Raw genomic sequence first — 25,576 nt, forward strand, 5'->3', positions numbered from 1 at the left:
CTATTATTTTTGCGTCTGTTAAAAATTACCGTTTTCAAGCCCGTAGAGCTGCTGGTAAGCCTTAATCGCTTCGACCTGGATGCTGGCTTGGGGGGTCAGATAGGCAATGATATCCGCTAAAGTGATAATCGCAACAACCGGCAAACCAAAACTATCGCTCACTTCCTGGATCGCCGACAGGCCGTTCTGGCCTTGCTCCTGCCGGTCCAGAGCAATCAGCACCCCAGCAGGCCGGGCATGAACCGCCTTAATAATTTCCACCGACTCCCGCACCGACGTACCTGCCGTAATGACATCATCAACAATCACCACACGTCCCGCCAAAGGCGTACCGACCAAAGCCCCGCCTTCACCGTGGTCTTTACTCTCTTTACGGTTAAAGGCAAATGGCATATCACTATCAAATAACTGTGCATAAGCCATAGAGGTGGCACAAACCAAAGGGATACCCTTATAAGCCGGCCCATAGAGCATATCAGGGGCTATGCCTGACTGCCGCAGAGCTTGGGCGTAAAAGCCGCCAAGCTTAGCCAGCTTAGCCCCGGTATTAAATAGGCCCGTATTGAAGAAATAGGGGCTGGTGCGTCCTGATTTAAGCAGGAATTCACCGAATTTTAAGACACCGCATTCCAATGCGTAAGCAATAAACTCTCTCTGATAATCAAACATATAATTTCATTAAATAATGTGGTTGCCATCCGCCGCCACTTTACAAGCCTTAGTAAAGGCATAAACGCCCCGCTGCCATTTTATTTCTTGCCTCCTCCGCCAAAGCGGAAAGGCAACGCAAAATACGCGCCAGAACTACAGCTAACCTATTTTATTCTTTAACGGCACAAGTTGCTATGCTAATAAAAAACGCGCTAATTTTCCAGAAATCTCTCTTTTATGGCATGATTAATTTTACCTTTATGCGGATATTGAAGGATTTTATCCCGCTCGCTATAGGCCATGGCCATAATTCATAGCAAGGCTGCCCCCTTCCCTATTCCGGCGACACCCTCAGGATATACAGGATTTGCCCAAAACAGCTAACTAGTTAACAGATATAGTAACAAGGACGATATCGGTTTAACAAAGCCCTGAAAAAAACCTATAAGGCCTTAATTTCCGCTTCTTTTCGGCAGGCAAGCCTTACATGCCGCTTTAGTTGGACTATTCAACCCTAAACAAATCAAGCAATATGACCAATTTGACCAATTTGTGACAAAAATTGTCAGCTTTTTTAACAAGAGACCGGCCTTATTACGCCAGAATCCATCACCAAAACCTAATAACAACACTCCAATCCCTGTTTATCAACAGACCAAAAATTTTTGCAACACCGTATCCAAAAAATTCCAGCCTTGTGGGGTGCAACGGTAAACCCCGCCTTGGCACACCATCAGGCCTTGCGCCAAACAATCGGACAACCCCGGCTCCAAACTAGCGTCCGCCAATCCTGTCACCTGCCGATAATGCGCCAAAGAAAAGCCATCCCGCAAGCGCAATTGGTTCATGACAAACTCCAAAGGCAAATCGGCACGCGCAATCGCCACCGCCCCCTCCGGCTGATGGCTCGCCCGCAGATACTGCTCGGGGCTTTTCGGCTTCTGGGTACGCATAAGCTGTGCAGGGGCGGCCAAGGTGATTTTGCCATGCGCCCCCGCACCTATACCCAAATAGTCGCCAAACTGCCAATAATTGCGGTTATGGCGGCATTGCCAGCCGTTACGGCTATAAGCCGAGACTTCATATTGTCCAAACCCTGCTTCTGCCAGCAAGGCCTGCCCGGTTTTTTGGCTCGTAAACACCGCTTCATCGTCAGGCAAAGCGGGCGGAAACTTATGGAAATAGGTATTAGGTTCTAATGTTAATTGGTAAAAAGAAATATGGGTGGGCTCCAAAGCCAAGGCCGTCTGCACATCCTTTTGACTACAATCCGCTGTTGCGCCAGGCAAACCGAACATCAAATCCAGGTTCATATTGGCAAATCCGGCATAGTGGGCGATCTCTACCGCGCGGATGGCTTCCTTAGCCGAATGCACCCGCCCCAAACGGGCCAGCAAACCGTCCTGAAAACTTTGTATGCCTACCGACAGACGGTTAATCCCTAAAGCCCTGAATTCGGCAAACTTCTGGCTTTCAAAAGTGCCGGGGTTAGCCTCCAGCGTGATTTCGGCATCCGCCGCCACCACCATCTGCTGCGCCACCCCCTCCAAAAGCCGACTAAACGCCTCCGGCGCAAATAGGCTGGGCGTACCGCCACCGATAAAAATACTGGCAAGCGGGCGCTCCCGACATGCGTATAAATCCAAATCCTGCGCCAAATCGGCCAGCAACGCACTAATATAAGCCGCTTCCGGCAAAGTATCCTTGACCGCATGGGAATTAAAGTCACAATAGGGGCATTTTTTTATGCACCAAGGAATATGTATATAAAGGCTAAGAGGCGGTAAAGTCAATGCTACTGGACAGGAAAAACTAAAAGCGGCAAGTTTACCATCAATACCTTAGCCTTGCAGATTTATGCACATTTGCACCACCCTGACACGCCGCCGCGAAAGTCTATACATTACGAAGGCCTTATTGGGTGTTAGAATAGGGGATTATTTTTCAATTGGCGGCGGGTCGCCCCCTGATGCCAATGGCAGCATCATTTAATATATTTTAAGAGGACGGTATGGGGAATTTGAAGTCTTTACCCGCGTTGATAGGATCGGCACTGGTCATCATGGGCATTTTATATATTGCCTTCCATTTCATCTTTCTCGACCTGTTTGTTGACTTATGGTGGTTCGAGTCCTTAAAGTTAGAAAACTATTTCTGGCTAAAGCTGCTATATAAATACCTGCTGTCAGGTGCCGTCACCTTAGGCTTTTTTGCCATCTTCTTCCTGCATTTTTGGATAGCCTCCAGCTATTTAGGCCTTAATCCGCCCGATGACGTGCGCCATGACGTGGCCAAACGGCAAAAATTCCAAAAAATTGCCAACACCTTTATGAGCGGTTCGGCAAAAGTCTACACCCCCATATCGCTGGTGCTGGCGATCATTATCGCCATCCCCTTTTACACCCAATGGGAAACCGCCTTATTATATTTTTTCGGCAGCAACTCCGGGGTCAACGACAACGTCTACGGACAAGACATCAGCTTCTACCTGCTGTTTTATCCGGTTTACCAACTGGTCCAACAAGAATTGTTAGGCACGGCCATCCTGATATTTGCCATGATTGCCGCCCTCTATTGGTTGGAACACACCCTTATCCCCAACCAACGCAAAGACTATCCCAAAGGGGCAAAAATTCACCTGTCCTTATTGCTCGGCTTTGTCGTCGGGTTTGTCGTCTGGGGTTTTATGCTGCAACGCTTCGCCCTGCTTCATAGCGACTCCCACGAACCGATTTTTTACGGCCCAGGCTTTATCGAACTGCGCTACCAACTGCCGCTGATCTGGGCGGCCATTGGTACATTTTTAGCCACCGCCGTAACGGCGGGCTTATTTATCTTCTGGCCTAAGCACCGCATCAAAACGCCATTTTTGGTGTCACTGACCGCCTTTGTCTGCGTCTTAGTGTTACCGAAGATCGGCTTTATCCCCAGCCTGCTCCAGCGCTACCTGGTCAACCCCAACCCGGTCAAAACCGAAAAACCGTTCATCCAGAACAATATCGACGCGACCCTAGCCGCCTACCAGTTGGGCAACATTAAACAGGCGGACGTGTCCATCAACCTCAACGCGGCCAAAGACATCGAAACCTGGGGGACACAAAAACGCTTTGAAAACATTCCGGTTTGGGATCGGGAATTTATCATCGACAGCTATCGGCAATTGCAGGAAATCCGCCCTTACTACCATTTCCGCTCCGTCGATGAAGACCGTTATTTCGTCCTTGACCACATCCGCCAAGTCAATATTTCTGCGCGTGAGCTGAACACCTCGAAACTGCCGCAGGAAGCGAAAAACTGGGAAAACCTGCATTTACGCTACACCCACGGCTACGGCGCGGTCATCAGCCCGGCAGCACAAGATGCCGACAAACCGCAAGTCTGGTATTTGCGCGACCTGAATATGACCTCCGACATCGGCCTTAGCACTGCCCACCCTGACATTTATTACGGTCAGGAGCAATTTGATTATGCCATCGTCCCGAACAAACTGGATATTGTCGGCATTGCCGGCACTGACCCCAGCCAAAACGAAGCCTACCATGGTGAAGGCGGCATCCCTATCGCTTCGACCTTCCGCAAGGCCTTGTTCGCCATTTACTTACACGACGAAAAAATCTTCTTTTCCACCAATATCGCCTCAGATAGCCGACTTAAAATCCATCGCAACATCAGCGAGCGCGTCGCCAAACTGGCACCGTTCCTGCGGCTCGACAAAGACCCTTATCTGGTCATCACCAAAGACCGTTTTTATTGGCTGATGGACGCTTATACCGTATCCGACAAATATCCGGTCTCCAAACCGACGGACAGCGACTTCGGGCAAGGCCAACAACGTTTCAACTACATCCGCAACTCGGTCAAGGTAGTGGTTGACGCTTTCGACGGCGACGTGGACTTTTACATCGCCGAACCCAAAGACCCGATTATCCAGGCCTACCACAGCGCCTACCCCAACTTGTTTAAAAATCTGGCAGACATGCCGGCGGATTTGCGCAGCCACCTGCGCTACCCCCGTGACCTGTACACCATACAAATGCAAATGTACGCCAAATACCACCAAAACAGCCCCGAATTGTTCTACGAACAGGCCGAGACTTGGCAGTTCGCCAACGTCCGCGACAAGCCGGTCTTGCCCTATTATCAGACCATGGATTTTGGCAATTGCAACGACAGCGAAGAATTTGTCCTAATCAACCCGATGACCCCGGTCAACCGCAACAACCTCAGCATGATAGGGGTTGCCAGCACCATAGACAGCCGGCAGTGCGGCAAGGATTACCAACCCAGCATCACCGTCTACCAATTCGGCAAGGACGTGCAGGTCAATGGCCCCGCACAAATTGAAGCGCTTACCCAACAAGTGCCGGAAATCTCGGCGCAGTTCACCTTATGGGGACAATCCGAATCGATTGTCGAAATGGGCCGCATGATCATCCTGCCCATGGGTAACACCGTGCTGTACGTCCAACCGATTTACATAGCTTCGGTCAAAAACAAAATGCCCGAACTGACCCGCGTGATTGTCTCTATCGGCAACGAAACCGTCATGGACAAAACCATCGCCGGCGCGTTTGAAAAACTCAAACAAATCTTCATCAAAAACGCCGGCCCGGTCAGCCGTGTAATGCCCACCATTCCGCCGCAATAGGCAAAACAGGGCAAGCGCGTAGTAGACTACGCGCTTGCCCTGTCTCTAGTCGGTAAAAAAATAGCTTAGCATAACAACCGCATCTAAAATTCGCCGGATTTTTTGGTTACCGCTATGGTTTTGGCAAGCGTGGATTTAGTGTTGGTTTTGCCTTTGCTCAAGGTGGCATTGGCTGTTGTTGTGGAAGGGAAAGCTAATTTTAGCACCGAATAATCCAACATAGAAACGCCTGCATAGCCCATGTCGCCGTTGTTGTCAGCCGCCGCTGGCGTACCCAGGAAAACATTATAACTGAGCGTTTGGTTGCCGCTCATGGCAAAAGAAGCCGTTATGGTTGTGGCCACACCTTTCAGTTTTAATGTGGCATACAGCAAGTAACTGTCGGCCCCGTCGGTTTTCCACACCCCATCATAACTGCTGCCGTTATACGCAAAATACAAATTGGCGTTTAAATCCTGCGGTTCGGCGGCGGCGGGCGATAATATGCCTGTAAACGATTCACCGACCACGGTAGCCGTTAAGGTGGTTGTGCCGTCTTTCGTCGCCAATGTCAATTGGTCGCCGGTCATCTCGCCGGTCAACACATAACGCAATTGTTTCGCCGCCGAAATGTCCAAAGCGATCACTTTGTTTTTGGTGGATTTGACCAAAAAAATCAAGTCACCATTGTCCGCTAACCAGCCGCCGTTGATGGATTGGGCTTGGGCAGAGGCAATATGGCCGGAAAACAGCAAAATAAAAAAAAGTATAGTGGTTTTGATAGCGGTACGGATCATGGTAATTCCCCAAAATAATGGCTGATAGGCGGTTAGTGACTAGAAACATAAGCGATGGGAGCCCGTTTCCATGGCAATAGTGTCCGATAAAAATATGCCGGAATAATGAGCGGATAGGCCGTTTTTATGAGCAAATGTTACCGATGCGGACGGATGTCACAATTTGCCATAACTTTCTCGGCTAGCGTGTGGCCGTTGGTTGGATAGCTGTAGAATCAAACTTATGCGACAAGCGTTTTACGCTTGTATATCAGGAGCATGCCCCAACCGCATAAAAATACCCCTAGGGTAAAAAGCCAAGCCTGTACCCTAAGGGGTTAACGTAAGCTTACGGCGGTCTAGCTTAGCCAAATCCCATATTCCGCCGTGCCGTCCGTCACCAAACGAGAGGCCAATACGCCCGTCAATTGCACCACCGTATCCTCTGCGCCGTGATCTTGAAACACATAGGAACTGTAATTTGGCGCCTCAAACGCGACGGTCTCGCCATTGTTCAAATTTAGCTGTAAATACTCAAGCATTGAGGCGACACTGGTGAAATACGGCGATAATGCGTGGTGAAAGCTGTCGGTATTGTCAAAACTGATGATGCCGTTTTTAATGGCATGGCTTTGGATATGGCCAACATTCACCCCATCGACGCTATTGGCATCAGCAGCAATTAAGGAACCGTACAAATCCAGCTTATCTTCACCCAGACGAAAACCTTGGATCGTGTCAAATGCACCCAGTAAACTATCGGTAACACCGATTTTCACCGTATCGGTAGCCGACGCGCTTTCGTTTAACAGCAAAGTATCTTTGCCTAAACCGCCTATCAGCGTATCCGCGCCTTCGCCGCCGATGAGCGTGTCGTTACCTTCAGCGCCCGCCAAAGTATTTGCCCCGGCATTGCCGAGCAGCACATTGTTTAAGGCATTGCCGGTAGCGTCGGCCGCACCGCTCAGTAGGGTAAGTTTTTCGGTAAAGCCGGTTAACGTATAAGTGACCGAACTGACCACAGTATCGCTGCCTTGCAGTTCAGCTTCGGTAACGCTATCGGCGCTATTATCGACAAAATACACGTCATTACCCTCACCGCCTGTCAAGCTGTCGGCACCTGCCTGCCCGACGAGGAGATCATTGGCATCAGTGCCCACTAGGTTATCGTCGCCGTCCCCCCCAACAATAATATTATCCACTACAATGTGGCGGGGTCCCGGGCCGTTAAAATAATTCATAAAACTGAAACGGTCGACTTGGTAATCACCGCCGCCAAATTGGCCGCTGACCGTTAATTGATCATCAGTGCCGTAATGGATGATGAGATCATCGCCCGAACGGTTAATGGCCGTTACATCGGCTAGCCCGACATTATCAAAGCGGATAGTGTCGGCCTTATTATCGGCATGATAATTGTTGATAAGGTCTTGGCCAGCACCTATAGAAAATAAGTAAGTATCTTTACCGTTACCGCCGGATAATATATCGTTGCCCCGCTCGCCGTATAAGACATCATTGCCGCCATCGCCGGATAAGGTATCGTCACCGTCACCACCCCACAGCACATCACCACTCAATCCACCCGATAGGCTATCGTCACCGGCGTTGCCATACAACGTGTCATAACCGCTGCCGCCGTCTAAATGATCGGCTAAGCTGCCGCCTGTCAACTTATCATTACCCGCTAAGCCAGCCAGCGTATTTTCGCTATTCTCAAGCCCAGTCAGATAATCATCGCCTTCCGTAGCGTGTAAAGCTTGAAGATAGATATTCTCCCAAGTCCACACCACCCCATCACTAAAATGGATCTCGCCAATACGGTAAGCGCTACCGTAAAAATACTTGTCAATATGAAGATGGTCGCCATCGCCATAAGACAGCAACAGTTCGCCGTAACTGCCTTGCTTGACCCCAGCCAACTCAGTCGAAGCGACATTGGTAAATTTGACAATATCATGATTATTTTCATAATAATATTCTATCTGGATAGTGTCATAGCCATCGCCTTTAGCAAACAAGAAAATGTCGGCGCCATCACCGCCCTTAAGCCCATCATTGCCTAGCCCACCTGACAGCACGTCATCGCCTCCTTCCCCGCTTAAATAGTCGCTGCCCGCATCCCCGGATAACGTATCCGCTAAGTTAGCGCCATAAATGATGTCATCGCCGTCCAACCCCGATAGGGTGTGTTGCTCGCCGTCAAAGCCGTGTAAATCATCGTTGTATGCTGTCCCTTTGAGGACTTGGTATTGAATATCATCCCATGTCCAAACGACACTGTCGCTAAATTGGATTTGCCCGACACGGTTTTCGGGGGCGTTAAAATAGCCCTCAATCGTCAGTAAATCTCCATTACCATATAACAAATAGAAATCCCCATAATGATCTTGATAATTGTCACGGCTGGCCCGTAACACATCAGTAGAAGCCACATCAATGAATTTTACGGTATCCGCGCTAGCGTCAGCACTGCCGCTCTGAATAGTGTCATAACCCGCACCTTTGGCAAACACATAGCTATCCGCCCCTTCGCCGCCGTATAGATGATCACTGCCCTCTCCCCCTTCTAAGGTATCATCGCCTAATTCACCATATAAGCTATCACTAGAACCGCCGCCAGACAGCCAATCATTGCCCGTACCGCCAAACAGACGATCGCTACCAGCCAAACCCATTAGGATGTCATCGCCACCGTAACCCTCCAAGGTGTCGCGTTGTTCGGATGCGGTAATCGTGTCGTTACCGTCAGTCCCCTTATAAATAGCCATAATCGTCTCCAAATAAGATAATTTTTTTAAGCAAGCCATCAGAAGAGGCCAGCCATATCGGCCTCTGCTGTGTTGCTTCTCTAGGGAAAAATAACAACTGCCTTAGCGACAACCTTATTGACCAATTTCCATACGCAGATAAGCGAATTGGCCAAGATGTGCCGAGCGGGCAAACCGTGCGCCACCAAAGCCCAAATCAAACAAACAGTTATGGCGGTCAAAACGTTCCGGCAATTCGGCCTCTAGGGCATCGCATTGCGTTTGTGCTTTCGCCAAAGGCTTGCTGGCTAAATGGGATAAGGTATAAATCTTGCCGCTATAATTGGGAATTTCGGGTAAAGTGGCGGTCGTAAATGGATTGCCGTCCGTCAAGCGCCAGCTGTCAATAAAATGGATAAAATCGGCACGGGCCACCTGAACCTGTTGCGGATCTTTGTCGGTTGGGGCAAAGGGCAGTTCTAGGGTTTGCAGGCGGTCATAAAGTGCCGGAGCGGATGCCCAGCCCAGCAAACCCACGGTAGTAACGGTGCGTGGCACCGTCACATTCATATCCAAATAGAATTTATTGGCATTGACTATAACGGCCACATCGCTGGTCGTATCGGCAATAAAATAAGACTCGCCTTTGCGGATAACATAACCGACATCTGCAATCGGCACTTTTCTGTTATGTTTCAAGGGCACTATTTTGCCATCGATAAAAATGACCGCCCCATCGTCACCACGATGGATTTCTAGGCTATGCTCAGTAAACATTGCCCACGACAACTTAAATGCTTCTGGAATCTTAAACGCCCCTGCTTTATTGGCTTTATCGACGACAAACCGCCCTACAATGGCCAAATGGTGACCGCCCCATACTTCCGTCACCGTATAATCGCCCGGAAAGTTGAGGTCATAACCGATACCGCTATGGGTCAGCCCGCTGAAAGTGGTGATATGCGGGTCGGAAATCACCGAGCCGTTGGCGCATAAGGGATGGACAGGCCCATAAGGGCTTTTTCCGTCCACCGTCCAAGCCGCTTTGGCATATTGCTCGCAGTTGGTAAAGCCGTCGTCCGCTTGGGCTACTGTCAAGCCAGAAAGTAACAGGCCGGATAACATCAGTTTAATCAGTTTCATAAGGGTTCCCGCTAGGTAAAAAAGTTAGGTTCGGCCAAGCACAGGCTAGGGTTACGCTTGACGCTGGGTTGTTATGAAAACAGCAGTTTTCCTACCGTGTTTTCATAACTCAAGTTTAGCCGCGAGTTATGGCAAAAGCATGTGCAAATTTACCGCCTTTATGAGCAAATATGACAAGCAGTCTTTTTTGTCATGTTTTGTCACAATTTAGTCCGCATTGGCGTATTGAAACTGATAAGCTAATAGGGTTGTGAAAAATTAACTTTTTTTATGTGCATAAATCACTTGACTTGCTAAGCTATTTGTCAAAATTTTTTCACCATGAAGGGCATGGTGTTTTGCTGTTATGGCAAGATGCAGAAAAGCAGGCAAACTTTATCTTGGATATTTGCATAATTTTATGACTTATTGGCAAGGACTATGAGCGACCGAATTTTAATTGTTGATGATGACTTGGAAATCCGCACGTTGCTGACGCGGTATCTGAGTGAACAAGGTTTGACCGTGCGGGCCGTCGAAAATGGTGTCGCCATGCGGCGGCTGATGGAGCGGGAGACGTTTGACGTGCTGATTTTGGATATTATGTTGCCGGGCGAAGATGGCCTGAGCCTGTGCGCCAAACTCCGCGCCGAAGGGTTTTATTTGCCTACCCTTATGTTGACCGCTAAAGGCCAAGATATTGACCGGATTATCGGCATTGAAGTCGGCGCCGATGATTATCTGCCAAAGCCGTTCAATCCGCGGGAATTGTATGCGCGGATTAAAAGCCTGTTGCGGCGCCAAGCCTATGCAAAAATACCCGGTACACCGGAGCGGGGCGAGCAAATTCCCATCGGCCATTTCATACTGGATTGCCAACAGCGGGCGCTAAAAAATGCCGATGAAACCATCAACCTAACCACGGGCGAATTTGCTTTGCTGAACGCCTTAGTCAGCCATCCTTTAAAAGCCCAGTCGCGTGACCGTTTGCTGGAACTGTCGCGCAACCGTGACAATGAAGTGTCCGACCGTAGTATTGATGTCCAAATTCGGCGTTTGCGTAAAATCCTTGAGGACAACCCTGCCGACCCTAAATTTATCCAAACCGTTTGGGGGTTTGGCTATGTATTTGTTCCGACAGGAGAAAAACGGTGAAGATGATACCCCATTCGGTCTTCTCACGCAGTAGCTTATTAATTATGGGTATCATTATCATTACCCAACTGCTCACTGCCTCTTTTTTCGCCTATTGGGTGCAACGTCCGCGCCTATTATTAATGGCCGATTTAGCGGAAGGCCACTTATACAGCGTCAAAGCGGCTTTGACTTTGTTGCCGCCAGAAAAACGCCACCTTTATGTTGATAAATTAGCCAATAAACTCAGTATCCATGTCCAGCAGACACCGCCCAATATAGGCCAAAACCCCAGCCCGCCACCGTTCATTGTCGAAAAATTTTTGCAGGCGTTCGCCAAAAAACTGAATCCTGATGAAACCTTGATTTACCAAAGCGATCCTGAGGTAACGGTTTGGGTACGGATTGACATTGATAAGCAGCCTTACTGGCTAAGGTTCACTACCGCACCCTTCAATGCCGACATGAACGAAAGATGGTTAGGCCTGGCTGTTTTTATGGTTTGTTTAGCCTTATTAGGCGGATTGATTAGCCAACAAGCTTTAAAACGCCCCTTACAGCACCTGTCGGATATAGTCGGGCGCATTGGTAAGGGACAGCGTGTCGGAACGATTAAGGAAGAGGGGCCGCAAGAAATTATCGCTTTTATCCATGCCCTTAACCGTATGAGCACCGATTTGTCGGCAATGGAAGCTGACCGTAATTTGATGTTGGCAGGCATTTCCCATGATTTGCGCACCCCCATCACCCGCATCCAATTAGCCATTGAAATGATCGGCGGCGATTTTGACAGTGCCCTAAAAAACCGTGTCCTTGCTAACCTGACAGAAATAGAAAGCGGCCTCAAACAATGTTTAGATTTTGCTTATGATTCGGCTAACGAGCCTATGCAGTATGTTGACCTGAACGATCTGGCACTGCTTTGCGCCGCCAACTACAAGGCCAACGGTTATCCTATCGGCTTAGCGTTATGTGAAGAAGCAGATGTCTGGGTACGGCCATTTGCCATTGAAAGGTTACTGAAAAATTTACTCGATAACGCCATCAAATATGCCAATAAAGACATTACCATCGCTACCGACCACCAAGACGGTGTGCTTTATTTGCGGGTTTTAGATCGTGGGGCGGGCATTTCAACAGCCGATATCGACAAATTACGCCGACCTTTCGCCAGGGCCGACACGGCCCGCGGTTCGGTGGGTTATGGTTTGGGTTTGGCGATAGTCGATAAAATCATCGAAACGCACCAAGCCGCCATTGATTTTCTACAGCGTGACGGTGGCGGCTTAGAAGTGCGGATAGGTTTTTGTGCACCGCTATCCGATCAGCCCTATCCCCAAAAGACAATATGAGCCAAGACAATCTTTAACTCCACTATATCTAAGACACCCTAAGCATCCTCAAAAAACTATACTTAAACGCCACCTGCGGATCATCATCCACATCCTCGCGCTCCACCTCCCGCCAAGCCGACATATCCAACGCCGGAAAATAAGTGTCGCCCGCAAACTCCCGGTGGATTTGCGTCAAGTACAGCTCAGCCGCCAACGGCAAGGCGGCTTCGTATAAGCTTGCCCCGCCGATGACAAACACCTGTTCAGACTCACCACAGGCATGGCTTAAGGCCGCCGCCAAAGACGTAAACACGACTACTCCCTCCGGCTGATAAGCGACATTACGGCTGACGACAATATTTGTCCGACCCGGTAAAGGCCTGCCAATGGATTCGAATGTTTTTCGGCCCATGATAATCGGCGACCCTAGGGTAATCTGCTTAAACTTTTTTAAATCCGCCGACAAATGCCAAGGCATTTGCTTATCCGCCCCAATAACACGGTTACTGGACAGGGCAACAATCAGTGATATTTTCATGTTCTTACTAAGAAGGCTTTGCTATGCTAAACGCTAAAAAGAGACGGGAAGGGCAGATATGCCGCCACATCGACTAAAAGGCCACATCATACTATGACTAGAAAAAATATTTTGCTGGTATTTACTGGCGGCACCATCGGCTCCACGGTCGCTGGCGGCACGATCAATACCTCCACCCGCGCACCGTACACGCTGTTGCAACAGTTCCACGACCAATACGCTGAAGCCGGACAAGTGACGTTCACCACCCTCCAGCCCTTGACCCTGTTAAGCGAGAACCTGACCCCCGCCGATTGGACTACCCTGATCAAGGCTCTGGAAGCCGCGCCAGCCACCGACTTCGACGGCATTATCGTCACCCACGGCACCGACACCTTAAGCTTCACCGCCGCCGCCTTAAGCTGCTATTTCCATACCTTAACCGTACCCATATTACTGGTCTCCAGCAATTACCCGCTCACCGACCCCCGCGCCAACGGCTTGGCGAATTTTAGCTGCGCCGTAGATTTTATCCGCCACCAGCACCAAGCGGGCGTGTTTGTGCCTTACCGCAACCCCAGGCAATCTATGCAGGTGCATCAAGGCCACCACCTTGCAGCCTCCCTGCAACTGAGCGGCGATTTTATCAGCGTCCAACATAAAAGCTATATGCAGTACAGCGATGGGCAATTTACCGTCCTCAACCCACGGCAAGCCGCATCGGGCAAAACCTACCCGCTGCAACCGCGCTTTTGCGACCGCATCACCCTGATACGCCCGTACCCCGGCTTAGACTACCGCAGCATCAACCTCACCCATACCGATGCCATCCTGCATGACCTCTACCACTCCGGCACCGCCTGCGTCTCCCCCAGTAGCGGTCCAAACCGCGCCCTGCCCGCTTTTCTCGACCATTGCCGGACGCACAACATCCCCCTCTACCTAGCCCCCGCCCTGCACTCGCCCGACGCTTACCAAAGCACCCGCCAGTTACTCGACCAGGGGGCGCAAGTGTTATGGAATTTATCGTTAGAAACCGCCTATACCAAATTGGCTTTGGCATACGGTAATTTTACGCGGCAAGAGGAGATTAACGAATTTATGGCGGCGGATATTGCGGGGGAACACGTTGCATCGGCATGAACGCATTTTTGCTCTTACCGCCAGACCTTCCAGGTTTTAAAGTATTGGAAAGCCTAGACGGAACAGGTATGACATAACCTAGATAAACAGAGAAATGCGGACATCTTGCCCGCCTCATCCCTTTAAGCCCAAACTATCGGCGGTTTGCATTCAGCGGGAAAAATAAACTGATGCCCGGCGATTGTACGGGTCTATAGTACAACGGTCTCGGCACATAAACTGGTTGGGCGTAGGTATAACGTGGCCTATAACCATAGCCATAAGGTGAACGGTAGCCATAACCATAAGGAGGCCGATACCCAGACCGATAAGCATAAGGTTGCCGATACCGAAGCGGATAGCCATAATTCCGGCCATAATGATGGTCGTTATCGCCATGCTGGTTGCCATGGCCATGTTGCCCCCCATGATCTTTGCCTTTGCCTTTGCCATGACCATTGCCATTGTCACGGTCAGCAAACGCCGGCGATACAGACAACGCACTTATCACGGCAACGAAAGCGAGTGCCGTTATAAGCTTGCCGCCGCCAGACCTGAAAAACCTGCCTAACTGGAGTAAAAATTTCATAGCTTTTCCTTTATGTTGGAATGCTTGCTACTAAAACGACCTGAAATAGCCGATACGGATAGCCATCATTATTTGGCTTTTTTATGGCCTTTCGTTTGAGGGCCTTCACGGAAAAACGTATCGGCGACTTTTTTCTGCGGGTCTGCCATACCGTCATAGAGGGTAGCAAACAACGGAATCAATTTCTTAATCCCGTCTGCATGGGCTTGCGCTATTTCGCCGTAGGATTTCAGATCATCAACTGCGGTCATGTCTTTTTCGTGATCGATTCTTGCCTGACTCAGCGCATCCATATTTTTAGCATCTTCCTGCATCGCCTGAGCGATTTTTGCCCACTGCTCTTCCTGTGGGGCCGTAATTTGTAGCTTAGCGTGCATATCATTAATGCGTAATTCCGCATGATCTGCCTCTGGATCATCTTTAGCGGCAGCCAGAACCGATCCAGACGCGATAAAACAGCCAGCGATTAATGTTGCCGCCGCAAAACGGCGAATGCTTGCAAAAGTAAATTGATTGCCACTTAGTTTCATGAATAGTCTCCGAATTGTTTCAAGATTTGGCGCATAGACACCACAGAATGCGCCTCGAACCATGATTATCCGTCTGCATCTAAACGTTGTCTGTTGGCTAGGACACACATTGACACTGGAAACGTCGCGGGATTTGCTGAAAAAGAGGTCTTCCTAAGCGAAAACAAGAAGGTGTGGGCGGTTAATCCTTTAAGCCAAGCCCAACCGTAAGAGAGTGGCATTTTCTGTTTTGGCAACGGCAAAGCGTTTAATACAAATCGACCGGATCCACATCCAAAGACCAGCGCACTTTCTGCTTAGACTTTAAAGCCTCCATTTGCGGCACCAACCGCCCTAAAGCCTGATGCAACAAGCGGCGGTCGGTACTTTGCAACAACAACTGATAACGGAACAACCCCGCACGTTTTGCCATCGGCGCGGCGACCGGCCCCAACACCAGCAGCTCCGGCGAGGCGGCTTCCGCCAACAAGTCCACCACCGCCGCCAAAAATTGCAGCGGCGCGTCGGCGTGGGCCGCCTGTACCCGTAGCAAGGCCTGATAACTGAACGGCGGCAACTGCGCCTCCTGACGTTCCGCCAAGGCCGTTTGGGCAAAACGGTGATACCCCGAATGCAGCAAAGCCAGCAACAAGGGATGGTCAGGGCGGCGGGTCTGCATCACCACCTTACCCAGCTTGTCGGCACGTCCGGCACGGCCTGAGACCTGCACCAACAACTGCGCAAGCTTTTCCGCCGCATGAAAATCAATACTGAACAACCCGCTGTCCACATCCAAAACCGCCACCAGCGTAACATTGGCAAAATGGTGGCCTTTCGCCAGCATTTGCGTACCCAAAATAATATCCGCCTGCCCGCTATTGATTTGCGCCAAAAACTGCTCCAACATGCCCTTGCGCTGGGTCGTATCGCGGTCCAAACGCACCACCACCTTATCGGCAAACAATCCGCCCAACAGCTGTTCGACCCGTTCCGTCCCTAAGCCTAAGGCTGTCAGCGCCCCCGTTTTACAGGCCGGACACTTTTGAGGCAACGCCTGCTCCGAGCCGCAATGGTGGCAACGCAAACGCTGTTCATGGCGATGGATGACCAGATTGGCCTCACAACGGCGGCACCGCGCCACCCACGCGCAACTGTGGCAAATCAAGGTCGGCGCAAAACCGCGCCGGTTCAAAAATATCAGCACCTGTTCACCCTTCGCCACCGTCGCGCGGATCGCTGCCAGCAACGGCTCAGACAAACCCTCTTGTAAGCGTTGGTTACGGATGTCCAACAACTGCAAGCCCGGTTGCACCGCCTCCCCTGCCCGCTTCGGCAAACGCAAATGCCGATAACGCCCCGCTTCGGCATTATAAAGGCTCTCCAAAGCGGGGGTCGCCGACCCCAACACCACCGGAACCCCCACGCGTTGCCCGCGCACCACCGCCACATCCCGCGCCGAAAACCGCAAGCCCTCCTGCTGCTTAAACGAGGTGTCATGCTCCTCATCCAGAATAATCAGCCCCAACTTTTTAAACGGCGTAAACAACGCCGAGCGCGTACCCAACAAAATCGCACACTCGCCTTGCTGCATTTGCAACCACGCCGTTTGCCGCTGGGTATCGGTCAACTTAGAATGCGACAAAGCAATATTGACGCTAAAACGCCGCCGGAACCGCTCCTCCAATTGCGGTGTCAGGGTAATCTCCGGCACCAGTACCAGCACCTGTAAGCCCCGAGCCAAGGCGACAGCAATTAACTGCATATACACCTCCGTCTTACCGCTGCCCGTCACCCCATCCAGCAAAAACACCCGAAACTGCCCGAAACTCTCGGTCACAGCCGTAATCGCCGCCTGTTGGTCGGCATTACACGCCAAGCCCAGCTGTTGATTAAACGCCTGTACCGCCACCTCCGGCGCGTCGGCCAAAGCCAGCAAACCTTTGTCTTGCAACGCCTTCACCACCGCCCGCCAAGTGCTGCCACCTAACGCCAATTCCGCTTCTGAAATAACCCCATCCTGTCCCTGCAACTGTTCGACCAGCTTTTTTTGCTGCGGGGCGCGTTTTAACAACAGCGTATCGAAGCCCCTACCCGCCTCCGTCAGCGCGTAATAACGGGCGCGAGCCAACACCGCCGCCTTACCTTGGCGCAAACCCGCAGGCAAGGCAGTGCTGATCACCATCCCCAACGGATAATGATAATAACGGCTCACCCACTGCAACAACGCCATATCCGCCGCCACTAACACAGGCTGCTCATCCACCCGCCGCACAATCGGCCTTAACTTCGCCTCCACCACCGTACTGCTCTCCGCCAACGCCACCAGCACCCCGATTTTGTTACCCTTCCCAAACGGCACCTCCACCCGCACCCCCAAACAAACCGGGGCATCATCAGGTGCCAGATAATCAAACAGGCTAAAAATAGGCACAGCTAACGCGACACGGTAAATCCGCGCCGAAGTATGGGGTGATGTGGGCATGGGGGCAAAACTAGAAAATGGGATAGGGCATTATAGCCATCTGGGGGAATGGCGGGGGAAATTGTTCAAAGGAAGATAAGCTTGTGGATGAAGTGAGGTATGGCGAGGGATGCAACTGGATTACCACTTCTGGAAGGTCAGACAAAAACGTCGCATGAACACTTAAAAATGCCATAGCAGGCGCGGGGGTGAACATCCATCGTGGCAACGGGTGAGAGAGCAGTGTCCACTCGGAAGCATTTTATATCAAAACTGTTTTAAAACAGTTTTGATATTTTTAAACCAAAAACAAAATAGAACTACAAAATCCCGCCTTTACCCCGCCACCTCCAGCATCCCCGCCTGAATAATAAACGCCTCAATATCCCCCAAGCCCGTGCCCGTTTTCAAATTACTGAACACAAAAGGCCGTTCTCCACGCATTTTCTTCGCATCCCTGTCCATCACTTCCAAAGACGCGCCGACATAAGGCGCAAGGTCGATTTTATTAATCACCAACAAATCCGAACGGGTAATGCCGGGGCCGCCTTTGCGGGGGATTTTGTCGCCCGCCGAGACATCAATCACATAAATGGTCAAATCGGCCAGTTCCGGGCTGAAGGTCGCGCTCAGGTTATCGCCGCCGCTTTCCACCATGATAAAGTCCAGATTTTCCCAACGCTCGCACAGTTCATCCACAGCCGCAAGATTCATCGACGCATCTTCACGGATGGCGGTATGCGGGCAACCGCCCGTCTCCACGCCTAAAATACGCTCTTCCGGCAAAGCTTGGCTACGGATTAAAAACTGCTGGTCTTCGCGGGTGTAAATGTCGTTAGTCACCACGGCAATTTCAAATTGGTCGCGCATTCGTTTGCACAAGGCATCAACCAACGCCGTTTTGCCGGAACCCACCGGGCCGCCTATACCTACTCTTAAAACAGATTTATCACTCATGCTCTATACCTCCTAGGATCGGAATAATCGGGAATATTGATTTTCATGGCGGCTACTGGCCAACGCCAAGCCGAAAGCGCTGCCGCCCAGCTCGGCATCGGCCAGCAAGGCTGCACGGTCAACCTGCGCGGGAATCTGTGCCGCTAACGCCTGTAACAACTGCTGGCCCGCAACTTGCCCTAGCGGCACTAACTTAACGGCGCAGAGGACTTGGTTCTCTAACCAGCCCCAAACATAACCGATAGCCGCCGCACGCGGCACTATCCCCCAGCGCACCGCCGCCAAACTATACGCCGTCGCTAGCGTCGCCTCAGGATGACGCAACCACGCTTGCGCGTCGGGAATCGCTAAATTCACCAATAAGCGGGCTAACGCCTGCCCGGTCTGCCGATCTTCGGCGCGTAATTCGGCGGTTTCGCGGCAAGCCGTCAAGGTTTGGCTCCACTCGCCAACCGCCGCACTATCTTCACGCTGCCAAGCGGCATACAATCTCAGCAGAATCGGCACATCCACCCGTGTCATACCCGTCTGTAAAATGCCGCCTATCCACGCGCGGGCAGCCTCGGCATTACTGACCCAACCATCCTCCACCGCCCGCTCCAAGCCTTGCGAATAGCTATACATGCCTATCGGCAAACCGGGGCTAACCAGTTGCAACAAACGCAATAAAGCCAGATCAGTGACCATGGCTCTTATACGCGCCAGCTTCCGGTTCAAACGGTAAAATGTCGTGTATTACCACACCACCCAAGCCCTCGACCATCGCATCCAGAACATGGTCACTCAAAAACCGCAACTCCCCCGGCAAAATCTGCAACGCAATATGGCGGTTGCCCAAATGGTAACAAAGCCGCGCGAACAGCAAGGCATCATCCGTGCGGACAACCGACAGCGTTTCTGGCGCGGCCTTAATCATCACCCGAAATTTTTCATTACCCGTCAGCACCACACCGGAGCGCAAATACTGCCCGCGCTGTAAAAACAAACCGACTTTTACCCCGCCATCGGTACAGGCAGGCAAACGGCTTTTTTGCCGCGATTCAAACGGTAAGGTCAAAATATCATCGGCTTGGGTATCAGAGGGGGCTAGTTCGGTCAGTTTCAACATAGTAAATTAGTAAAAGGTTGGGTATTCTTCCAGCGGTAAGTTTGAAAATCACGCTTATCGGTACTCAAAATCCGCCCATGCCCTAAATGCTCCGCCAACAGCACCAAGGACGCATCCGCCAAATCCATGGGCAAATCGGCATATTGCCGCATCAGCGACAAAATACGGCTTTTGTCTTGGGTGGGTATGTCAAATACGTCAAAAGCACCAAATTGATACATCGTAATAAATTTAAGTTGTGCCGTAATACCCTGCCGTTTCAACAGCAAATGGCATACCTCCGTCATTACCGGATAAGTCGAAACCAATTTTTCACGGCTGGTTTTTGCGAAACTATCGGCCTGTAGATGATGTTTATCGTTTTTATCGCCCAACGCCAGCCAAAAGCCAGTATCGGCAATAATCATACTTTGTCGCTCCAGTCCAAATAACTTTTATAATTTTCCGAAAACGAGCCATCACCTTCCATACAGCCAATAAATCCCGATTGCTGCATCAATTGGTAAGCATTTTTCCCTTCTGTTACGCCCACGTTTTTTACAAACAGCTCATCAATCGCCAAGGCAATTAACTCGGCGCTTTCTTTTTGCAACGACTGCTTTAATGCCTGTAATTTTTCCCAGTGCTGGCTATCTAATTCTGTAGTAATTTGCATAAGTTAACGCCTTCCTATCAAAAAATGCCATTCGTCAGCCCATCTAATGACTTTCAGCCCGACGTTCAAGTTAATAGTGGAAAATATTAGCTAAGACCTATTCACAGGCTCGCACAATTCCCCAATACTCAACTGTACCGTATTCTTGGCAAAAAATCCGCCCAACTCACTAATATCATCATTTTTCACATAATGGGCGGGACGTAAAACGACCACATCCCCTACCGACAATAACACCAATTCGGGATTATTTTGCCAAGCCGCGCGGTTTAAAACCTCAGCAGGTAACGTAATTTGCCCTTGCGGGGAAATGCTTAAAGTCGTCATAGCCTGCCCCATACAATCTCAAAACAAAAAATACCGCTGAGCCATCGGCAACACCGCCATCGGCTCACAGGTCAACAACACCCCATCCGCCCGCACCGAATAAGTCTGCGGATCTACCTCGACAACAGGCTGGTAAGCGTTATGCACCAAATCCTTTTTACCAATACTACGCGTATTTTTGACAATGCCAATACGTTTGCGCAACCCCAACGTGGCAGGCACACCACCCGCCACCGCTGCTTGCGGCAAGAAAATCATCGAAGTGGCGGCGGCGGTCACGCCAAAACTGCCGAACATCGGGCGATAATGCACAGGTTGCGGCGTGGGGATAGAGGCATTAGGGTCGCCCATCGCAGCGGCGGCAATCAGACCGCCTTTTAAAATCAAACTGGGTTTTACGCCGAAAAACGCCGGGTTCCATAACACCAAATCCGCCAACTTACCGACCTCTATCGAGCCGACTTCATGGGCGATACCGTGGCTAATGGCCGGGTTAATCGTATATTTAGCAATATAACGCTTAATACGGAAATTATCGTTACCCGCCGTGTCTTCCGCTAACGCCCCGCGCTGAAGTTTCATTTTATGTGCGGTTTGCCAAGTGCGCATAATCACTTCCCCCACCCTGCCCATCGCTTGCGAATCGGAAGAAATCATCGAAAATGCCCCCAAATCATGGAGAATATCTTCGGCGGCAATGGTTTCGCGGCGGATGCGCGACTCGGCGAAGGCGACATCTTCGGGGATGCTCGGATCAAGATGGTGGCACACCATCAGCATATCCAAATGCTCATCCACGGTATTGATGGTATAAGGCCGGGTCGGATTTGTAGACGACGGCAACACATTGGGCAATCCGCAGGCCTTAATAATGTCAGGCGCATGACCGCCCCCCGCGCCTTCGGTATGGTAAGTATGGATAGTGCGGCCTTGGAACGCGGCAATCGTGTCCTCGACAAAACCGGACTCGTTCAGGGTATCGGTATGAATCGCCACCTGTATATCATAGCGTTCGGCAACGCCTAAGCAGCAATCTATCGCCGCCGGAGTCGTGCCCCAATCTTCATGCAGCTTTAAGCCCATCGCCCCCGCCAACACCTGTTCTTCCAAAGCAGCAGGCAGACTGGCGTTACCTTTGCCGAGCAAGCCAAAATTCATCGGGAAACCGTCCAACGCCAACAGCATTTGCTGCAAATGCCAAGGCCCCGGGGTACAGGTGGTCGCATTCGTCCCTGTCGCCGGCCCCGTACCGCCACCGATCATGGTGGTCACACCCGAATTTAAGGCCTCTTCAATTTGTTGCGGACAAATAAAATGGATATGCGCATCAATACCGCCAGCGGTCAAAATACTGCCCTCACCCGCGATAATTTCCGTGCCGGGGCCGATAATCATATCCACACCGTTTTGAATGTCGGGGTTGCCCGCCTTACCAATCGCCGCGATACGGCCTTGCTTAACGCCGACATCGGCCTTAACAATGCCCCAATAATCGATAATCAGCGCGTTAGTGATGACCATATCCATCGCCTGCCCCGCCCCGACTTGGCTTTGCCCCATGCCGTCACGGATGACCTTGCCGCCACCGAACTTTACCTCTTCGCCGTATAACGTGCGGTCAGCCTCAACCTGCAAAAACAATTCTGTATCGGCCAAACGGACTTTATCGCCCGTGGTCGGGCCAAACATATCCGCGTAAGCTTGTCTGCTGATCTTGCTCATACTGTCTGCTCCAAATCGCCCATTACCGCTTGCCGAAAACCAAACACCCGCCGCAGCCCCGCAAACGGCACTAACTGGATTTCCCGTTGCTGCCCCGGCTCAAAACGCACCGCCGTACCCGCCGGAATGTCCAAACGCCACCCCCGCGCCAGCTCACGGTCAAACTGCAAGGCCGGATTCGTTTCGTAAAAATGATAATGCGAGCCGACCTGAATCGGCCTATCGCCGCTATTCGCCACCACCAAGCGCAAGGTCGGGCAACCCGCATTTAATTCAAGCTCGCCAGCGGCGGGGATAATTTCACCTGGGATCATGGGATGCTCCTACACAATCGGATTATGGACAGTCACTAACTTCGTGCCGTCAGGAAACGTCGCTTCCACCTGCACATCCGGCAACATATCGCCGATACCTTCCATGACATCCTCTTGGCTTAACAACGTGCGCCCGTACTCCATCAGCTCGGCGACCGTGCGCCCATCCCTGGCCCCTTCCATAATCGCGGCGGAAATATACGCGACCGCTTCGGGATAATTCAGTTTCAGGCCACGGGCTTTGCGCCGCTCGGCCAATAAGGCGGCGGTAAAAATTAATAATTTGTCTTTTTCGCGTGACGTTAATTGCATGGTGTGGTTTCCTCTTTACCTTCGTCTGATGCAGGCTAAGCCATCGGTTAAAATCAAGTCGCCCAAATGCGCGGCGCACAAGCCTCGCGCCCCAGCACCCCAGGACGCAAGACACGCCAAACCTGCTGGAAAAAATCCCGCAAACGGTCGGCGCGGTTATCTAAAGCGCGGCAGACCAACACATCGTCTATTAAGGTCACGCCCTGCCCGGCAGTCTCGCCAATCAACGCCTGCACCGCCGCCAACTGTTGCGCCGTCGCCGGATAGGCGAACAACGTACCACAGGCCGACTGCCCCTGCAAACCCCACTGGGCGGCAAACGCTTGCGCGTCTATCAGCAAACGTTCACGGTAAAACAACTGGCCCGCGCGGAAAATGTGCCAATTCATCGCCACTTCGCCTAGGTTAAACCCTTCATTAGCGGCAGGCCTGCCGAAGGCGAGAATTTCCCAACCGATAAACCGCGCCCCCGCCGCCAACTCCAAGCGTACCCCGGTCGCTACCCGCGCCCCTTCATAAACAATCGTCTCCTGCGGCAACCATTCCAAAGCCGCACCCGCCGCTACCGTCAACACCACTTGTTGCCGCGCCAGTTCCCCATCGCTACGGTAAAACTTACCCGCCGCCGGGGTCGTCACCAACGCCGCGCTACCGCTAGCCGCCGCCACCGAAATCGCCAAACAATCGCCCGCCACCACCCCGCCCGGCGGATGCAAAATATACAAATGGCACACCTCACCTTCGGGATAAAAAGGCCGTTGCACCGTTAACGGGCCGCTATGGCGACGCTCCGCCAGAACAGTTTTGCCATGCCGATGGGCAAAACCCAATGCCAAACGGGCTTGCCAACCTTGGTTGGGCTGGGGGTTTAGGTGAAAGGGGGTATCCTGTAGGGTATCGGGTTTCAAAAGGGTGTGACCGTTATGTAGGCGTAATTAAGGCAGAAGCATCGGAAAATAGTCCGTCAGCAAGATTATTTAGGCGGGCTTAGGTACAAGCGTTACCGTTCTGCTCAGCTTGCAATTGTGCCAAAGCCGGAATATCGACAACAGGCTTGGCCTCGCTAAAATCAAGGGCAGCATAAAGGCCATACCAATCATCGAAGTCAGCTTCCATAATAAGGGTTCATCAATAATACCTATTCCTCTGGCATAGCATCAAACTCCAGCCAACAACCCCACGCCAACCACGGCACAAACCAAACCAAAACCCGCCGCCAACATTTTAACCCGCGCCGCCGCAACCACGCCCGCCGCCAAACCCAAGCCATGCAGTGCCGCCGTAGTCAGCAGAAACCCTGCCGCATAACCCAAAGCATCGGCACTATCCGTCAGTTCTAACGCATGGACGTAACCGTGGGCAAGGGCAAAAACCGCCACTACCGCCATCGCCAAAGCCGATGACATGCGCGTGTTACGCCAGACCAATAGGCCAGCCATCAACACCGAACCCGCCACCGCCGTTTCCGCTGCCGAAATAGTGAGACCCAGCATAGACAAGCCTGCCCCCGCGCCCATTGCCATCAAAAACGCCAACGGCAATTGCCACAAAGCCTTCCCGCCGCGCAAAGCCGCCCACAGGCCAACCGCCAGCATCACCAAAACATGGTCTATGCCCAGCAAAGGGTGTAACGCCCCCGCCAACAGGCCATGCACTGCCCCTACGCCTGTATGGGCATGGACAGGCAAAGCGGACAATAATAAACTGGTAATAAGTAGTGATTTGTTCATTTTCATTAGAGCTTCCTCATTATTTATGGACATATCCGAATTGGAATCTGCAAACAGTAAAATTTACCACGAAAGGTATCCTGTATACGAAGAAAAACGTTGCCTTATCCCACGCTCCATTAACATTGTCCGGTAAGAAACCGCTGCCGACCCTCATAATCCGACAAGGCGAGTAAACAAGATTCGGCACATTGGCTACAGACCCAACGCGACCTCGTCGGCCATCGGCCATAAATAAGCTTAAACAGCTTAACGGACAACCAAGATTTTTCCCGTTTCGTCTGTCTGGCCATGCCGATATGGCCACATTCAGTACAAAGGCTTAACCTTAAAAAATTATCAGGCAGGTCAAGTTCACAAAGCTCAAGAAACTGCTTTGCCACCTTAATGATGAAGCCATCACTGTTTTCTTGGGCTAAACAGGCATTCCAAAAGTATTGCTCGCCTTGTTCAAGCCAACAAATATCCTCATCCAGATCATACCAGATACCATAAAGCGGGTTATCATCGGCAAAATCCCAAAAACATTGCAAGTGTCCCAGGCCAATCCTAGGTTTAAGCGTACCATTACACAGCTGTGTACAAAGGCTTTTGGCATAGTCAAGAATCGCAAGCTTCTCTTCTGGAATAGTCCAACCCAGTTCCGCCACACACTTTTCAAAGTATGCCCTGACCTCATAAATGTCGGGTGAGCGCTCCACCCCTAAGCTGGCTAATATCGCAATACTTTCTGATTCAATGGATTGAAGCAATAAATCTTCCGCCCAATCGCAATAATCTTTTGCTTGGGCGTGACCTACTGCCCTCTTACCTAATAACGTTGTGAAATCCATAGTGACTGCCTGATTAGCTGACTCAG

Annotated in this window: 26 protein-coding genes; 5 read left to right on the top strand and 21 right to left on the bottom strand. The window is 51.2% G+C overall.

Translation table 11 applies throughout. The features are described 5' to 3' along the window. Positions 1–18: 18 nt before the first annotated feature. Both pyrE and hemW read right to left on the bottom strand, forming a co-directional pair. Positions 19–669, bottom strand: a complete 651-nt coding sequence (gene pyrE / locus CEK71_RS05940) for an orotate phosphoribosyltransferase (RefSeq protein WP_088618522.1) — start codon at positions 667–669, stop codon at positions 19–21. A gap of 629 nt (positions 670–1,298) precedes the next feature. Continuing rightward, positions 1,299–2,444 (bottom strand): radical SAM family heme chaperone HemW, encoded by a 1,146-nt coding sequence (gene hemW / locus CEK71_RS05945; protein ID WP_088618523.1) that lies wholly within the window; start codon positions 2,442–2,444, stop codon positions 1,299–1,301. Positions 2,445–2,662: 218 nt separating this feature from the next. Between hemW and CEK71_RS05950 the strand changes: the two genes are divergently transcribed. Further along, positions 2,663–5,299: a UPF0182 family protein gene (locus tag CEK71_RS05950; RefSeq protein ID WP_088618524.1), complete on the top strand. Its 2,637-nt coding sequence runs from the start codon at positions 2,663–2,665 to the stop codon at positions 5,297–5,299. An 83-nt stretch (positions 5,300–5,382) separates the two neighbouring features. On the opposite strand, the gene CEK71_RS05955 is transcribed toward CEK71_RS05950, so the two are convergent. From CEK71_RS05955 to CEK71_RS05965, 3 genes are all read right to left on the bottom strand, one after another. Continuing rightward, positions 5,383–6,075: a hypothetical protein gene (locus CEK71_RS05955; RefSeq protein WP_088618525.1), complete on the bottom strand. Its 693-nt coding sequence runs from the start codon at positions 6,073–6,075 to the stop codon at positions 5,383–5,385. Positions 6,076–6,413: 338 nt separating this feature from the next. After that, entirely contained in the window at positions 6,414–8,825 is a 2,412-nt protein-coding gene (locus CEK71_RS05960; protein WP_170065030.1) for a calcium-binding protein, read from the bottom strand. A 114-nt stretch (positions 8,826–8,939) separates the two neighbouring features. Then, positions 8,940–9,947, bottom strand: a complete 1,008-nt coding sequence (locus CEK71_RS05965) for a hypothetical protein (protein ID WP_088618527.1) — start codon at positions 9,945–9,947, stop codon at positions 8,940–8,942. 420 nt (positions 9,948–10,367) lie between these two features. Between CEK71_RS05965 and CEK71_RS05970 the strand changes: the two genes are divergently transcribed. Beyond that, positions 10,368–11,081, top strand: a complete 714-nt coding sequence (locus tag CEK71_RS05970; protein ID WP_088618528.1) for a response regulator — start codon at positions 10,368–10,370, stop codon at positions 11,079–11,081. 2 nt (positions 11,082–11,083) lie between these two features. Beyond that, positions 11,084–12,412 carry an ATP-binding protein gene (locus CEK71_RS05975; protein WP_088618529.1) on the top strand — a complete coding sequence of 443 codons (1,329 nt, stop codon included), beginning with the start codon at positions 11,084–11,086 and terminating at the stop codon, positions 12,410–12,412. A 28-nt stretch (positions 12,413–12,440) separates the two neighbouring features. Here CEK71_RS05975 and CEK71_RS05980 read toward each other — a convergent pair whose 3' ends face one another. Beyond that, positions 12,441–12,932, bottom strand: coding sequence for a dihydrofolate reductase (locus CEK71_RS05980; protein WP_088618530.1), 492 nt, complete (start codon positions 12,930–12,932; stop codon positions 12,441–12,443). A gap of 93 nt (positions 12,933–13,025) precedes the next feature. On the opposite strand from CEK71_RS05980, the gene CEK71_RS05985 reads away from it, so the two are divergent. Both CEK71_RS05985 and CEK71_RS05995 read left to right on the top strand, forming a co-directional pair. Continuing rightward, positions 13,026–14,054: an asparaginase gene (locus CEK71_RS05985; RefSeq protein ID WP_088618531.1), complete on the top strand. Its 1,029-nt coding sequence runs from the start codon at positions 13,026–13,028 to the stop codon at positions 14,052–14,054. 358 nt (positions 14,055–14,412) lie between these two features. After that, positions 14,413–14,604 (top strand): hypothetical protein, encoded by a 192-nt coding sequence (locus tag CEK71_RS05995; protein ID WP_088618533.1) that lies wholly within the window; start codon positions 14,413–14,415, stop codon positions 14,602–14,604. An 86-nt stretch (positions 14,605–14,690) separates the two neighbouring features. Here the strand turns inward: CEK71_RS05995 and CEK71_RS06000 are convergent, their stop codons facing one another. From CEK71_RS06000 to CEK71_RS06065, 15 genes are all read right to left on the bottom strand, one after another. Next, on the bottom strand, positions 14,691–15,152 hold the full coding sequence (locus CEK71_RS06000; RefSeq protein ID WP_088618534.1) for a Spy/CpxP family protein refolding chaperone: 462 nt from the start codon (positions 15,150–15,152) through the stop codon (positions 14,691–14,693). A 247-nt stretch (positions 15,153–15,399) separates the two neighbouring features. Continuing rightward, the gene (locus tag CEK71_RS06005) at positions 15,400–17,613 is read right to left on the bottom strand and encodes a primosomal protein N' (protein ID WP_088618535.1); all 2,214 of its coding nucleotides are present in this window, start codon (positions 17,611–17,613) and stop codon (positions 15,400–15,402) included. A gap of 315 nt (positions 17,614–17,928) precedes the next feature. Continuing rightward, a complete protein-coding gene (ureG, locus tag CEK71_RS06010) occupies positions 17,929–18,549 on the bottom strand; it encodes an urease accessory protein UreG (RefSeq protein ID WP_088618536.1) in 621 nt (206 codons plus the stop codon). A 12-nt stretch (positions 18,550–18,561) separates the two neighbouring features. Further along, positions 18,562–19,236, bottom strand: a complete 675-nt coding sequence (locus CEK71_RS06015) for an urease accessory protein UreF (RefSeq protein ID WP_088618537.1) — start codon at positions 19,234–19,236, stop codon at positions 18,562–18,564. Beyond that, on the bottom strand, positions 19,226–19,657 hold the full coding sequence (gene ureE, locus CEK71_RS06020; RefSeq protein ID WP_088618538.1) for an urease accessory protein UreE: 432 nt from the start codon (positions 19,655–19,657) through the stop codon (positions 19,226–19,228). Before ureE ends, CEK71_RS06015 begins: the two co-directional genes overlap by 11 nt. After that, a complete protein-coding gene (locus CEK71_RS06025) occupies positions 19,651–20,064 on the bottom strand; it encodes a type II toxin-antitoxin system VapC family toxin (protein ID WP_088618539.1) in 414 nt (137 codons plus the stop codon). The genes ureE and CEK71_RS06025 overlap by 7 nt, the downstream gene beginning before the upstream one ends. Further along, positions 20,061–20,312, bottom strand: a complete 252-nt coding sequence (locus CEK71_RS06030; protein WP_088618540.1) for a hypothetical protein — start codon at positions 20,310–20,312, stop codon at positions 20,061–20,063. The genes CEK71_RS06025 and CEK71_RS06030 overlap by 4 nt, the downstream gene beginning before the upstream one ends. Before the next feature lie 90 nt (positions 20,313–20,402). Beyond that, the gene (locus CEK71_RS06035) at positions 20,403–20,639 is read right to left on the bottom strand and encodes an AbrB/MazE/SpoVT family DNA-binding domain-containing protein (RefSeq protein WP_157679018.1); all 237 of its coding nucleotides are present in this window, start codon (positions 20,637–20,639) and stop codon (positions 20,403–20,405) included. Positions 20,640–20,657: 18 nt separating this feature from the next. After that, positions 20,658–22,361 carry an urease subunit alpha gene (gene ureC, locus CEK71_RS06040; RefSeq protein WP_088618542.1) on the bottom strand — a complete coding sequence of 568 codons (1,704 nt, stop codon included), beginning with the start codon at positions 22,359–22,361 and terminating at the stop codon, positions 20,658–20,660. Then, positions 22,358–22,675 carry an urease subunit beta gene (locus CEK71_RS06045; protein ID WP_088618543.1) on the bottom strand — a complete coding sequence of 106 codons (318 nt, stop codon included), beginning with the start codon at positions 22,673–22,675 and terminating at the stop codon, positions 22,358–22,360. The genes ureC and CEK71_RS06045 overlap by 4 nt, the downstream gene beginning before the upstream one ends. Before the next feature lie 9 nt (positions 22,676–22,684). Then, positions 22,685–22,987 carry an urease subunit gamma gene (gene ureA / locus CEK71_RS06050; RefSeq protein WP_088618544.1) on the bottom strand — a complete coding sequence of 101 codons (303 nt, stop codon included), beginning with the start codon at positions 22,985–22,987 and terminating at the stop codon, positions 22,685–22,687. A 53-nt stretch (positions 22,988–23,040) separates the two neighbouring features. Continuing rightward, positions 23,041–23,895: an urease accessory protein UreD gene (locus tag CEK71_RS06055; protein WP_088618545.1), complete on the bottom strand. Its 855-nt coding sequence runs from the start codon at positions 23,893–23,895 to the stop codon at positions 23,041–23,043. A gap of 79 nt (positions 23,896–23,974) precedes the next feature. Continuing rightward, complete coding sequence (locus CEK71_RS23885; protein ID WP_269766609.1) at positions 23,975–24,103, bottom strand: hypothetical protein; 129 nt, start codon at positions 24,101–24,103, stop codon at positions 23,975–23,977. Positions 24,104–24,144: 41 nt separating this feature from the next. Then, positions 24,145–24,717, bottom strand: a complete 573-nt coding sequence (locus CEK71_RS06060) for a HupE/UreJ family protein (protein WP_232463773.1) — start codon at positions 24,715–24,717, stop codon at positions 24,145–24,147. A 119-nt stretch (positions 24,718–24,836) separates the two neighbouring features. Beyond that, on the bottom strand, positions 24,837–25,550 hold the full coding sequence (locus tag CEK71_RS06065) for a hypothetical protein (RefSeq protein WP_088618547.1): 714 nt from the start codon (positions 25,548–25,550) through the stop codon (positions 24,837–24,839). Positions 25,551–25,576 lie beyond the last annotated feature (26 nt).

The sequence above is a fragment of the Methylovulum psychrotolerans genome (assembly GCF_002209385.1).
Taxonomy (GTDB): domain Bacteria; phylum Pseudomonadota; class Gammaproteobacteria; order Methylococcales; family Methylomonadaceae; genus Methylovulum; species Methylovulum psychrotolerans.